We start from the raw sequence: 12,904 nt of genomic DNA, 5'->3' as shown, positions 1-12,904 counted from the left end.
CTCGGCGGGCGAGGGAGCGGCGAGCTCTGCGAGCGTGGCGGCGCGACTCGCCCGACCCCAGCCCAGGCCGATGATACAGCAGGTCGTGCTCACTGCGAGGCTCGCGGGAATGCCGTAGTACGAGAGGACGGTGATGATCGTCGCACCCACGATGGAGACGATGAGTGCCGCCAGAATTGGGAGGTCAGTGATACCGTCACTGACCGTCGCGAGGGTGCGCCTCGCGATCGTGAACCCGCCGAGGCTGATCGCGGCGACGGCCAGTAACACGCCCTGATCGATACTAACCGTGCCGTTGCCGACGAGCGGAGCGACCGCATTCGCCGCGTTCGAGGCGCCCGCACTGAACCCCATGTAGCAGGCGATTCCGACCACCAGCGCCGAGCCGACGAGGTCACGCAGTGACGCGTTCTTGTTGAATCGAACGCGGGGAAAACGGCTCGAGCGGTCGATCTGGAGCAACTGTCGTTCGAGGCGTGTAAACGACAGGTGGGCATCGAGTTGGGGATACACGTACCGGCCGATGACGGCACCGATTCCGAGGGCGATAAGCGGGGCGACGATCCACGCGGAGACGATCGTGAACATCAGTGCTTCGTCGAGAGACCCCGTTGCGAGTCCGAGTCCCACGATCGCACCGACGGCCGTCATCGACGTGGAGGCAGGGACGCCATAGATGTTCGAGACCAGCAGCGAGAGGCCGGTGAAAAACAGGACGCCGACACCCGCCACCGGGGTGAACTGTGCGGCCGGAACGATACCCTCGCTCATCGTCACGATGACGTTACGTCCGACCGTCCACGCTCCCAAGAACGCGAACACGGTGAAGAGGGTGGCCGCGGTTACCTTCCTGACGAGTCGACTCCCGACTGCCGGCCCGAACGCGACGCCGGTCGACGAACCGCCGATATTAAACCCGACGAAGGCCGCGACGAGTAGGCCGACGATGACAAGCAGCGAGATCATGAAGACCGCTCCTGACACGGAGTTTCCATTAGAGACATGCTGATTGAATTACCCGCACCTGGTGTAACTGGATGCAACCCTGACCTTATAACCTCGCCGTATATATCGCGGAATTATCGTTGAATGAAAGTTGCGGATTCCGGACGAAGTCGTTCTCACGAGTCTCGGCACCTCCGCTATCGGTCCAAAACGAGGAAATAGCGCGCCCCCTCGCCCTCGATAACCTCGCTTACGGACCACCTCGTCGGTTCGACGGCGTCCCGCGCGGCCTCTGGCGTCAGACACAGCAAGTCGAGCCACGGGCCTTTCAGATCGCGGTACTCGGTTCGCATCCGTCGGTATCCGGCGCCCGAGTCGGGGTCGAACTCGCGGATCTCCTCTTTGCCTGCGATGTGGTGTTCGGCGACGACGAAGGGGTCCTTGAGGTCGCCGACGAGGCGCGCGTCGGGCGTCGTCGTGGCGGCGAGCGCGTCGAGGGTCTCCCGAAAGGCCTCGACCGTTCCGCCGATGCCGAACTGCGTGCCCGCGAGGAAGACGCAGTCGGCACGGGTCGGCAGCGACCGCAGGTCCGCCCGCGCGAGTCGGTCCACGCCACGCTGGCGGGCCGCCCGGAGCGCGCCCTCGCTGACGTCCGTCGCGAGGACGTCGACATCCGAACGCTGGAGGGCGAGCGCGTGCGAGCCGGCGCCACAACCGGCGTCGACGACCTGCCCGTCGACGGCTCGGACCCGTTCCAGGGCCGCCTCGGTCTCGTCGGGGAACGAATCGGTGAAGTACCACTCGGGATGGCCGTCGCGGGTCTCGCCCGTGTGGCTCCGGTAGCGGCCGCTACCGTCGTACTCGTCGTTGTAGTAGTCCAACACCATCCGACCGAAGGCGTCGTCCATGTCGGGGATGGGACCGAGAAAGAAATGTGTCTTATTGTGACACGGTACCAACGAACGTTAGTCGCCGAGCATCGCGTCGATGTCCGTGTAGTCCCGGAGCAACTCGCCCATCCGGTCGACGGTTTCGGCGTCGCGGGTCCGACCCGAACTGATGACCGTCTCCGCGCGGTCGAGGGTCGTCTTGGTGTCGGTTCGGACGAGCAGGACCGGTATACCCTCGGATTCCGCGCGGCCGAGGGCGGCCTCCGGCGGGCGGATACCGCCGGTCAACAGGAGGCATTTGACGCCGGAGGCCTCCAGTGCCGTCGTCTGGATGTCGGTGCGGTCACCGCCGGTGACGAGCGCGGCATCGCGGACCCGCCGGAGGCCTTTGAGGGCCTCGTTGGCGGTCATCGCGCCGACGACGAACCGCTGGACGAGCGCGTCTGTCGGGGCCTCGTCGGTCAGCACCTGCGCCCCGAGTTCGGTCGCGAGGTCGGCCACCGAGACGCCCGCGAGGTCGGCCTGATACGGGATCGTCCCGTAGACACGGACGCCCCGACTTTCGAGGAACGGGGCAACGTCACTGGCGAGGTCGTCGAACGCGGCGTCGGGGACGGCATTGAAGAGAACGCCGCCGAGGCGGTCGCCCAACGAGTCGGCCGCCGCGAGGACGTCGTCGACGTCCCTCGGTTCCTCGTAGCGAGCGACGAGCACCACCGTCGCATCGAGCAGTTCCGCGAGGTCGGCATCGGTCAGCCCGATGACGCCGCCCGTCGACAGTGCGCCGCCGCCCTCGACGACCATGCGGTCGTGGTCGGCCGCGAGGTCGTCGAAACTGGACTCGATTCCCGCTCGGAGCGCGTCGATGTCCTCGTGGCCGCGGATGACCTCCTGGACGAAGGTCGGCGAGTAGACGACGGGTTCCATCTGGTGGGTCTCGGCGTCGAGGTCGAGCAGTTCGCGAGCGAGCAGGGGGTCCTCGTCGAGGGTCTTGCCGACCGCCGACCGGAGTCGGGTGCCGATGGGTTTCATGTAGCCGACGTCCTCGCCGCGGGCCTCGGCGGCCTTCGCGAGCGCGAGTGCGACGGCGGTCTTGCCTGTGCTCTGGTCGGTCGAGGTGACGAGTATCGTCATAGTTTGTGGGGGTCGACGGTGAGACGAAGGTCTACCGCGGCGACGCCGTCGGGAGTCGCCACGAGCGGGTTGATATCCAGTTCGACGATGGCGGGGAAGTCGGTTACCAGTTGCGAGAGTCGCTGTATCGCCTCGACGACGGCGGCCTCGTCGACGGGGGTTCGTCCCCGGGCGCCGCGGAGCAGCGGTGCCGAGTCGATGGCGTCTATCATGCCAATGGCCTCCCGTTCGGAGACCGGCGCGACGCGGGTCGCGGTATCCTCGAACACCTCGACGAAGACGCCGCCGAGGCCGAAGAGGAGCAGCGGGCCGAACTGTGGGTCGCGGTTCGTGCCGGCGATGGTCTCGACGCCCGCATCGAGGTCGACCATCTCCTGGATCTGCACGCCGAGGATCCTCGCGTCCGATTGGTAGTTCCGCGCGCGAGTGACGAGCGCCTCGTAGATGTCCGCGACGTCCTCGTCGGCGACCCCGACCTCGACGCCACCGATATCGGTCTTGTGGAGGATGTCGGGCGAGACGATCTTCATCACCACGTCGCCGTCGATGGCGGCGGCCGTCTCGCGGGCCGCCCGCGGCGAATCGACGATGCGGCCCTCCGGGGTCGGAATCCCGTAGGCCTCCAGCAGGTCCATCGCCTCGACGCCGAGTCGGTTGTCCGAGCGGTCCTGTACCGTCTCCAGTATCTCGCGGGCCGCCTCGCGGTCGACGTCGAAGGATTTCGGCGACTCGTATGTCCGGTTGCGTATCTCGCGATACTCGAAGAGGGTATCGAGGCTCCGGACGGCCCGGGCGGGGTCGAAGTAGGTCGGCAGGCCGAGGTCGGCGAGGGTCGCGGCGGCTGCCTCGGTCGATTCGCCGCCCATCAGACACGTCGCGACCGGGAGGTCGTGGTCGTCGGTGACCGACGCGATCGTGTCGGCCAGCGATTCGAAGGCCAGCGTCGCCGTCGGGCAGGCGATGACGACGGCCGCACCGACGTTCGGGTCTTCGAGGACCGCCTCCAGTGCAGCCGCAAAGCGGTCGGCGCCGGCGTCGCCGATGACGTCGACCGGATTGCGTGCACTCGCTGCGTCGGGAAGTAACTCGGCGAGACGGCTCTTGGTCTCTGCTTCGAGACTCGCCAGTTCGGCCTCGGCGTCGCCGATGGCGTCGGTCGCCATCACGCCGGGACCGCCGGCGTTGGTGACGACGGCGACGCCTTCGCCCTCTGGGAGCGGTTGGCCGGCCAGCATCTGGCCGAACTCGAAGAGTTCCTCGCCGGTGTCGACGCGGATGACGCCCGCCTGGTCGAGGCCGGCATCGTAGGCCTCCTCGCTGCCTGCGATGGCGCCAGTATGTGAGGCCGCGGCCGTCGCGCCGGCCTCGGTCCGCCCGGATTTGATGGCCAACACGGGCGTCTCGGCGGTGACCTCACGAGCGACGTCGATGAACCGCCGGCCGTCGCTTATTCCTTCGAGATAGCCCAACACGACGTCGGTATCAGGATCCTCGCCCCACGCCGCGACGAAATCCGACTCGTCGAGGACGGCCTTGTTGCCCAACGAGACGATGTCCTTGAACCCGAGGTTGCGGTCAGCCGCCCAGTCGAGGACTGCCGTGATGTAGGCGCCGGACTGGCTCATGAAGGAGATAGACCCGGGGAGGGCGTTCTGCGGGCCGAAGGTGGCGTTCAGTCCCGAGGGCGTCGAGATGACGCCGACACAGTTCGGCCCCACGAGGTTCAGGTCGTACCGCTCGGCGATCTCGACCAGTCGCTCCTCGCGGTCGGATCCCTCGGGGCCGGCCTCGCCGAACCCCGCGGAGATGACGACGACGTTCCGGATGCCGGCTTCGCCCGCCTCCTCGACCACATCGAGGACGGTCTCGGCCGGCACCGCCACGACGGCGAGGTCGGCGCCCGTCCCCGCGACGCTCTCGTGGCAGTCGCGGTCGAACAGTCGGTCGAACCGCGGGTTGACCGGCACGACATCGCCCTCGAAATCCGCCAGCAGGTTCCGGACGACCGCCCTGCCGACCGACCCCTTACGCTCCGTCGCGCCGACGACGGCGACACACTGTGGGGCGAACAGCCCCGCGAGTTCGCTCATCGGTCGGTGATTCGGATGCCGTCGTTAAATAGGTCGGGCGGGCGCCGTTGAAACACTCAAGATACGTACGTCTGAAATCCGTACGATCCGGTAATTCCCTGCCTTTATTGCCAGGCCGGGCCTATTTCCGTAATCAGTCCAATCGTATTCAACGAGACGTTCAGATAATGCCCGACAGACCCACTATCCTGGTTCCGGTTCGTGTGCTCGAAGGGGAGTCAATTCCGGAGGGCGTGCCGGAACTCCTCGCGAACGCACACGTCGTCCTGCTTGGCTACCACGCCGTACCGGACCAGACCGCGACGGATCAGGCGCGCGAACAGTTCGAAGAGCAAGCCACTCGTCGTCTCGACGATTTCACGTCGATACTCGAAGACGCGGGTGCGACAGTCGAATCCCAAGTCGTGTTCACTCACGATGGCCAGACAACGATCGACCGGGTGACGGACGAACACGACTGCCTCGCCGTACTGATCCCGAATTCGACGAGGCCGATCGAGAACGTACTCGTCGCGATCCGCGGAGTCGTCGGCATCGATCGGTTCGTTCGATTGATCTCGGGGCTATTCGCACCGACCGACGACGAAGGAATCACCTCGCGCCTTCGGTCGACCTTGCCGCGCGGGCAAGCCCCACCCCCTGAGGTCAACATCACGCTGTACCACGTCGCTGAAGAGGACGAAACCGACGAAGACGTGGAGACGCTGCTCGATGCGGTCGCGACTCGACTCTCCGAAGGGGGAATCTCTTCGGACGTGATCGATACCCGGATCGAACGTGAGGGCGATCCGCAAGAGATGATCGTCGATGCTGCCGACGACTACGACGCAGTCGTCATGGGGGAATCCGATCCGTCAGTGACGACCTTCTTGTTCGGGATGACGGCGGACCAGGTCGCCAAGCAGTTTCTCGGTCCGGTATTCGTGGTCCAGCACGAGGAACTGGACGATGACGAGGAGACCGACGAGGAGTGAGCCCTCCAGCAAACCACTCGTGAACGAGTGTGGGTAAGCCGAATATCGGCGCGAGGCCGTCGGTCGCAGATACTGCGTCTCCGGATTCGGGCGGTCGGGACGGCTGCCACCGGCGGAATCAGTGGGTCGCAAGCGGGTTCGACCGGCTGGAGACGGCGATCGCCAGCAGGTAGATGGCGATTGCGACGACGACGATGGAGCCACCGGAGGGAAGCCCCTGCCGGATGGAGATGGCGAAGCCGCCGATGATGGCCAGTTGGCCGAAGATGATGGCGAGATACAGCGTCTCCCGGAAGCTCCGGGCCAGTTGGGTCGCGGTCGCGACTGGGATGACGAGCATGGCGGCGACGAGGATGATGCCGAGGACCTGCATCGCGCCGACGACGACCACGGCGGTCATGACGATGAGCAGGGTGTTGTACCACGTGACGTTGAGCCGTGCCACGCGGGCGGCCTGCTCGTCGAAGGTGATGAAGAGCATCTGCTTGTACGTCGCGGCGACGACGCCGATGACGAGCACGCTGAGGACGGCCATCAGGCGGGCGCCCTCGACGGTGACGACCGCGAGGCTCCCGAAGAGGTAGCTCTCGATGTTGATACCCGTGAAGCCGCGGCCGTAGCTGATGAGCAGCGTACCGACCGCGAAACTCCCGGTGAGCATGATGGCGATGGGTACGTCGCCGTAGGTGTCGGTGTGTTCGGCGAGCCACTGGACCGCGAGGGCGCCGAGGACGGCGACGACGAGCGCCGAAAGCAGGATGGGCGCGTTCCAGCCGGTGACGCCGCCGACGAGGAAGCCGATGGCGACCCCGGCGAAGGCGGTGTGGGCGAGCGTCTCGCCGATGAGCGCCATCTCGCGGTGGACGAGGTAGGTGCCGACCAGCGGCGCGACGATGCCGACGAAGACGCCCGTCGCCATCGACTGCCACATGAACGGATGCCGGAAGACGTTGGTTCCGAAGGTGGCGTCCATGAGACGGCCGAAGGCGCGGTACTGCTCGTAGAGGCCGCTGGCGACCGGCACCTCGCGGAGCCAGTAGAGGAGGATGAAGCCGAGCATGATCGCCGCGAGAAGCGCGGTTACGGCGATGCCGGCGTGTTCGATGCTGCGTCGACTGGGGAGATACCCGGTCGCGGCCGACGCGCCGTCGGATTCGGTTTCCTCGCCCGCCATCAGTGGTGGTGATGGAGGACCTGGCCGCTGGTGCCGTAGGCCTCCTCGAGGGCGTTGCTCTCGACGAACGATGCGGTGTCACCGTGGTGGTAGAGTTCGCGGTTGATGCAGGCGATGTGGTCGGCGCAGTCGGTGACGACGCCGATGTCGTGTTCGATGAGGATGACCGTGATGCCGTCGTCGTTCAGCGAATCCAGGAGGTGATAGAAGGCGTCCCGTGACTCGGCGTCGACGCCGACGGTCGGCTCGTCGAGCGCGAGCAGGTCGGCCTCGGAGGCCAGCGCGCGGGCGATGTAGGCCCGCTGGCGCTGCCCGCCCGACAGCTGGTTGATGCGGCGGTCGGCGAGGTCGGTGATGCCGACCGTTTCGAGCGCCTCGTCGACGGCGGCCTCGTCGGCGCTGGTGAGGCGGCCGATTCCGGCGTGGGCAAAGCGGCCCATCGTCACGACTTCGCGGACGGTAACGGGCATGGTCGAGCCCTTCTCCGTGGCCTGCTGGGAGACGTAGCCGATGCGCTCGCCGGCCTCGAACTCCTCGACGGGGTCGCCGAAGAGTTCGATGGTCCCCTCGTCAGGGGTATGCAGGCCGAGCATCAGATGCAAAAGCGTCGTCTTCCCGGAGCCGTTCGGGCCGACCAGTCCGAGGAAATCGCCCTGCTCGACGGTGAGCGAGACGTTCTCTACGGCCGGCTGGTCGCCGTAGGCGAACGTGACGTTCTCGACGGAGACGGCTGGGGGCACGGTAGCTGGTTCCGAGTCGGTGCCGCTCGGGTTTATGTTTTCTACTTTTGATATAGGTTCGTTCGTCGTCGCCATCGTCACTCGGCACCCAGCGCGTCCCGCAATGCCGGGAGATTCAGTTGCTCCATCTGGTCGATGTAGCCCCAGCCCTCGTCGTTCCACTCTGGGGTGGTTCCTGCGGCCGGGCTGATCGCTCGCGTCTCCTCGGCGTTGCTGTTCTCGACGATGGTCTCCGCGAGGTTCGGCGACTCGAAGCGGTCGTAGAGGACGACGTCGATGCCGTTGTCGTCGACGAACTCGATGGTGTCGGCGATGTCGGACTGGCTGGGCTGGGCCTTCGGCGAGATGGCGACCGGCGTGTGCAGTTCGAAACCGTAGCGGGCCTCGAGATACTGGAAGGAGTTGTGGCCCGCGAGAACCGCCGCCTCGCGGTCCGCCTTCTCGACCATCGTCTCGAACGCCTCGTCGAGGGCGTCGAGGTCGGCCCGATAGTTGTCCGCGTTCTCCCCATAGGTCGACTCGTTGTCGGGGTCGGCCGCCGCGAGGCCGTCGGCGATGTTGGCGACCATCTCCCTGGCGAGGACGGGGTCGGTCCAGACGTGCGGGTCGAAGGCGCCATCGTCGTCGTGGTCGTCCTCTTCGTGTTCGTCTTCGGTGTGATCGTCTTCTTCATCTTCGTGATCGTCCTCTTCGTGCTCGTGGTCGCCCTCGATAAGCTGGTCTTCGAGGCCGGCCAGCGCGTCGATGACGGCGATGTTCTCGTAGTCGGCCTCCAGCGTTGCGGCGACGTCCTGTGCCCAGCCGAACTCCGGCGAGTCGAGATAGACGAAGGCGTCCGTCGACGCGATGTCGGCGGTGACGTTGCCGGTCGGCTCCCAGCCGTGGCCCATCTGCCCGACGTCGACGGGGTCCTCGAAATCCGCGAGGTCACCGCTGACGGCTTCGGCCCACTCGTGGAGCGTGAAGAAGGCGGCGTAGCCCGAATCGACGCCTTCGCCGCCCCCCGCGGCGCCGTCCAGACAGCCGGCGATGGCGCCCGCGGCGAGTACCCCGGCTCCACTTCGCAAAAACGACCTTCGTGTCGGTGACATGGATGCGGATATGGGTTCACCGATTAAAAATGTTATTATCTTAGAGGTTGTGTTTAATAATCTTGGTTGTATATCGACCTCCAGTTACTAGACCGCACGTCAGTCGGCGACGTCGGCGACCCGTGCGCCGGAGAGCTCACGGAGCATCTCGGGGGAGATCGGGAAGACCGCTTCCGGCGTCCCGGCGGCGGCCCACACCTCCTCGAAGTCGGTCAGCGTCTCGTCCATGAACCTCGGCACGTCGGCGTCGTGGCAGAACGGCGGGACGCCGCCGATTGACCACCCCAGCGTCTCCTTTATATCGCCGGCGTTGGCCATCGAGATATCGCGTTCGTCGACGCCGACCAGATCGGCGAGTTTGGCTTCGCTGACGCGGTTCGCGCCGCTTGTGATGACGACGACGAGCTCGTCGCCCGCCGAAAGGACGATGCCACTGGCTATCTGGGCGACGTCACAGCCGATGGCCTCGGCGGCGTCGGCCGCGGTCTTCGTCCCTTCCGGAAACTCGTGGACCTCGACGTCGAACCCGTACTCGTCTGCGGCGCGTTCGCTGAACTCCTCGGCGCGTGGGTGCATGCGAGCGTGGTGGACCCGGCAGGTCAAGAATCCCTCGCCGTATGTGAAAGGCTCGTTTGAACGTCCGGCATCCCTTTTATATATGCCGCGGAAGGACGGGACATGAAGCGACGTGCCCTCCTCGCGGCCGCGGCGGCCACGGCGACTGGTGTTGCGGGCTGTCTTCGCAGCAACGGTTTCGGCGGTTCGAACCCCGAACAGACCGACGAAGTGAAGACCGACGACCCGGCGGACGACGAGCCCTATCTCGAGGACCGCTCCTTCGAGGTGGAGCGGGTCGAATGCGGCGACGAATTCGGTGGCCACGACGTGATCACCGAGGACGGTCTCGTCACCGTCGAGGGGGTCCTCGACGGCAACAACTCCTGTTACACCGCGGAACTCGTTCGCGGCGAGTACGTCACCGAGGAGGACACCCTCTACGTGGAAGTCGAGAGCGTCGACGGCTCCGACGCGGACGAGGCGTGTAGTACCTGTATCGTCGAGATCGAGTACGTGGCGACCTTCGAGTTCGCGAACGGCGAACCCGGCTCCGTGCGGGTCGACCAGCGCGGGCAGACCTCGGGGTCGAGTTCGGCCAGCAAAAGCGTCAGCGCCGGCGACGGCGGAAGCGGCAGCGACACATCGACGGGCTCACCGACCGCGACCGAGTTCCCGGGGACACCGACCCCCACGCCCGACTAGTCCTGCGGCAGCGCCTTCAGCCCGTATCGCGGGACGCCTTCCTCGACGTAGACGCGTCGCGGGACCGCGCGGACGGTGTCGCCGACGTCGACGCTCTCGGTGGCCTGCATCGGCAGGGCGACTTCGCCCTCTCCGGCCGAAAAGCGGACGATAGCGGCACCGAAGGCGCCCTGTTGGGCCTGCTGTTCGGCGAACTCCGGCGGCGCGCCGCCCTGCCCGATGGTCGTCGCGGCGTCGACGGTTCCGGTCAGTTCGGGCGTCACCGGTTCGAACTCGACGAGCGACCGGCAGGCCGGACAGGCGCCGTCCGGCGGGAACGCCACGGCGCCGCATTCGGGACAGCGGCCGGCCTCGTGGCGATGCCGTTGGGCGACGCTCCGACGCCAGGTGGGCACGGAGACGTGTGCGGCGCCGCCGTCGGGTTTCTCGCCGACGATGTCACCGCGGCGGCGGAGGTAGGCGGGGTAATCGAGTTCGCGGTCTCCCTCCAGTGCGGTCTCGATGGGCGCGACGCCCTCGACGACGAAGGCCGTTGCACCGGCGCCAGAACCCCAGGCGACGGCGAGGGTGCGGTCGTGGCCCTCGGTGAATGCCGTGGCGAGCGACAGCGGGACGCTCGCCGCGGCGGTGTCGCCGAGTTCGGAGACGGTCTCGACGGCGGCGATGGCCTCGTTGTCGAGGCTGGTCCGATAGGGAAGTTTGCCGTTCGGCGCCTGCACCGCTACGGCATCCGTGTCGGTCTCGACCGAGAGCGCGTCGACGGCGGCCTCGATGGGTTCGCGGAACGCCGCCCGGCCGTAGGTGCCGGTATCGAGGCCCGCCACATCGCTCTCACCGTGACCGCGGAATCGGGTTCCGGGCCGGACTTCGCTTTCGGTCGCGCTGTCGGCGACGGTTGCGGGTGCGTCCTCGCCGACGACGAAGGCGACGGCCCCGGCACCTGCGGCGTGTTCGCGGCTGTCGTCCGGTTCGCCCTCGGGACAGTCGGAAACGACGACGAGGGCGGTGCCGTCGGTCTCCAGCGCGTCGAAGAGGGCATCAACGCCGGCGCGGGTACTGCCGGTGTGCGTCCGGCGGGTCGCCGAATCCGGGACGCCGAGATACGAACCCAGCCGCGGGGTCTGGTCTTCCTCCGCCAGCGGCGGGTTCGTCGTCGCGAAGGCGAGATGATCGATAGCCTCGCCGTCGGCGTCGCCAGCGGACAGCGCCCGGCGGGCCGCCTGCACGCCCATCGTCAGGGCGTCCTCGTCGCCGTCGGGGACGGCCTTCGTCTCGACGCCCGGCGCGTCGAAACTGCCCCAGGCGTTCTCGAAGGCCTCGGCGGGAACGCGGTTCTCGGGGGCGTACGCACCGACGGCGAGAATCCCGCGGCTCATGATTCCACCTCCTCGGCGTCTTCCTTCTCAAAGACGTGGACGACGGCGGCACCGCCGGAGCCACCGACGTTGTGCGTCAGGCCGACCTGCGGGTCGTCGAGTTGCCGCTCGCCGGCACGGCCTTTCAGTTGGTCGAAGGCCTCGACGACCTGTCCGGCGCCCGTCGCGCCGATGGGATGACCCTTCGATTTCAGACCGCCGGAGGTGTTGACGGGCAACTCGCCGTCCCGGCGGGTGGCACCCGATTCGATGTAGGGGCCGGCCTCGCCGCGCTCGCAGAAGCCAAGGTCCTCGTAGGCCATCAGTTCGGCAATCGCGAAACAGTCGTGGACTTCGGCGAAATCGAGGTCTTCCGGCGTGACGCCGGCTTCCTCGTAGGCCTCGTCGCCGGCCTTCTTCGAGGCCGGCACGGAGTTGTAGGTATCGCGCTGGAACAGGCCGACGCGGTCGGAGGCGGCGCCGACGCCCGCCACGCGGACCGGTTCGTCGGTGTACTCCTCGACGACGTCCTCGCTGACGATCAGGGCGGTCGCGGCGCCGTCGGTGGTCGGACAGCAGTGATAGAGGTTCAGGGGTTCGGCGACGTCCGGCGCGTTGACGGCGTCGTCGAGCGTACAGCTGAATCCGAGGTGGGCCTTCGGGTTCTTCGCGCCGTTCTCGTGGTTCTTGACGGCGACGTGGGAGAGTTGTTCTTTGGTCGTCCCGTGTTCGCGCATGTGCGCGGAGGCCATCTGCGCGTAGACGCCGGCGAAGGTGGTGCCGGACATCCGCTCCCATTCGGTCTCGCCGGAGACCCCGAGCCAGTAGCGGACGGCGTCGCCGGAGAGGTCGGTCATCACCTCGACGCCGCCGGCCAGCACGACGTCGGCCATCCCCGAGCGGACGGCCATGACGGCCTGTCGGACGGCGTAACCCGAAGCCGCACAGGCGTTTTCGACGCGGGTGACGGGTACGCCGTGGAGGCCGACGTGTTCGGTGACCGCCGGGCCCGGAAGGCCGAGCTGGCGGCCGCCGACGCCGAGGGTACCGACGTAGGCCTCGTCTATCTCGTCGATGTCCGCGCCGTCGTCGACGCTATCCAGCGTGTTCTCGACCGCCGTACCGAACAGCGACCGATAGCTCTCGTCGGGGAAGGAGCCGTACTTCGATTGGCCCGCCCCGACGACGTAGGCATCTCGCATACTCGGTGGGTCGCCATGTCGAGGTATAAACGCGACGACAACGGCAGAG

Annotated in this window: 12 protein-coding genes; 2 read left to right on the top strand and 10 right to left on the bottom strand. The window is 66.9% G+C overall.

Annotated elements, in window-relative coordinates; genetic code table 11:
* The 4 genes from V5A53_RS08380 to V5A53_RS08365 form a co-directional block, all read right to left on the bottom strand.
* The coding region (locus tag V5A53_RS08380; RefSeq protein ID WP_332313144.1) for an inorganic phosphate transporter at nucleotides 1–966 on the bottom strand (966 nt) is incomplete at its 3' end.
* Nucleotides 967–1,142: 176 nt separating this feature from the next.
* Nucleotides 1,143–1,853 (bottom strand): class I SAM-dependent methyltransferase, encoded by a 711-nt coding sequence (locus V5A53_RS08375; RefSeq protein WP_332313143.1) that lies wholly within the window; start codon nucleotides 1,851–1,853, stop codon nucleotides 1,143–1,145.
* Between the two features lie 57 nt (nucleotides 1,854–1,910).
* A complete protein-coding gene (locus tag V5A53_RS08370) occupies nucleotides 1,911–2,969 on the bottom strand; it encodes a phosphotransacetylase family protein (protein WP_332313142.1) in 1,059 nt (352 codons plus the stop codon).
* On the bottom strand, nucleotides 2,966–5,059 hold the full coding sequence (locus V5A53_RS08365) for an acetate--CoA ligase family protein (RefSeq protein WP_332313141.1): 2,094 nt from the start codon (nucleotides 5,057–5,059) through the stop codon (nucleotides 2,966–2,968). Before V5A53_RS08365 ends, V5A53_RS08370 begins: the two co-directional genes overlap by 4 nt.
* A 167-nt stretch (nucleotides 5,060–5,226) precedes the next feature.
* Between V5A53_RS08365 and V5A53_RS08360 the strand changes: the two genes are divergently transcribed.
* Nucleotides 5,227–6,033 (top strand): universal stress protein, encoded by an 807-nt coding sequence (locus V5A53_RS08360; RefSeq protein ID WP_332313140.1) that lies wholly within the window; start codon nucleotides 5,227–5,229, stop codon nucleotides 6,031–6,033.
* A gap of 118 nt (nucleotides 6,034–6,151) precedes the next feature.
* Here V5A53_RS08360 and V5A53_RS08355 read toward each other — a convergent pair whose 3' ends face one another.
* The 4 genes from V5A53_RS08355 to V5A53_RS08340 all read right to left on the bottom strand — a co-directional run bounded on the left by V5A53_RS08355 (nucleotide 6,152) and on the right by V5A53_RS08340 (nucleotide 9,614).
* Complete coding sequence (locus V5A53_RS08355; protein ID WP_332313139.1) at nucleotides 6,152–7,207, bottom strand: metal ABC transporter permease; 1,056 nt, start codon at nucleotides 7,205–7,207, stop codon at nucleotides 6,152–6,154.
* The gene (locus tag V5A53_RS08350; protein ID WP_332313138.1) at nucleotides 7,207–7,947 is read right to left on the bottom strand and encodes a metal ABC transporter ATP-binding protein; all 741 of its coding nucleotides are present in this window, start codon (nucleotides 7,945–7,947) and stop codon (nucleotides 7,207–7,209) included. The genes V5A53_RS08355 and V5A53_RS08350 overlap by 1 nt, the downstream gene beginning before the upstream one ends.
* 77 nt (nucleotides 7,948–8,024) lie before the next feature.
* Complete coding sequence (locus V5A53_RS08345; RefSeq protein ID WP_332313137.1) at nucleotides 8,025–9,038, bottom strand: metal ABC transporter solute-binding protein, Zn/Mn family; 1,014 nt, start codon at nucleotides 9,036–9,038, stop codon at nucleotides 8,025–8,027.
* Between the two features lie 99 nt (nucleotides 9,039–9,137).
* The gene (locus V5A53_RS08340; RefSeq protein ID WP_332313136.1) at nucleotides 9,138–9,614 is read right to left on the bottom strand and encodes a YbaK/EbsC family protein; all 477 of its coding nucleotides are present in this window, start codon (nucleotides 9,612–9,614) and stop codon (nucleotides 9,138–9,140) included.
* A gap of 102 nt (nucleotides 9,615–9,716) precedes the next feature.
* Here V5A53_RS08340 and V5A53_RS08335 point away from each other — a divergent pair, with 102 nt between their 5' ends.
* Nucleotides 9,717–10,298, top strand: coding sequence for a hypothetical protein (locus V5A53_RS08335; protein WP_332313135.1), 582 nt, complete (start codon nucleotides 9,717–9,719; stop codon nucleotides 10,296–10,298).
* Here the strand turns inward: V5A53_RS08335 and V5A53_RS08330 are convergent.
* Together V5A53_RS08330 and V5A53_RS08325 are read right to left on the bottom strand one after the other, a co-directional pair.
* A complete protein-coding gene (locus V5A53_RS08330) occupies nucleotides 10,295–11,677 on the bottom strand; it encodes a zinc ribbon domain-containing protein (protein ID WP_442928606.1) in 1,383 nt (460 codons plus the stop codon). The genes V5A53_RS08335 and V5A53_RS08330 overlap by 4 nt on opposite strands.
* Nucleotides 11,671–12,855, bottom strand: coding sequence for a thiolase domain-containing protein (locus V5A53_RS08325; RefSeq protein WP_332313133.1), 1,185 nt, complete (start codon nucleotides 12,853–12,855; stop codon nucleotides 11,671–11,673). The genes V5A53_RS08330 and V5A53_RS08325 overlap by 7 nt, the downstream gene beginning before the upstream one ends.
* Nucleotides 12,856–12,904: the final 49 nt, after the last annotated feature.

This window comes from Natronomonas sp. (genome assembly GCF_036625485.1).
GTDB lineage: Archaea > Halobacteriota > Halobacteria > Halobacteriales > Haloarculaceae > Natronomonas.
Note: the sequence above shows the minus strand (reverse complement) of the source record. Positions and strands in the feature narration are given on the sequence as shown.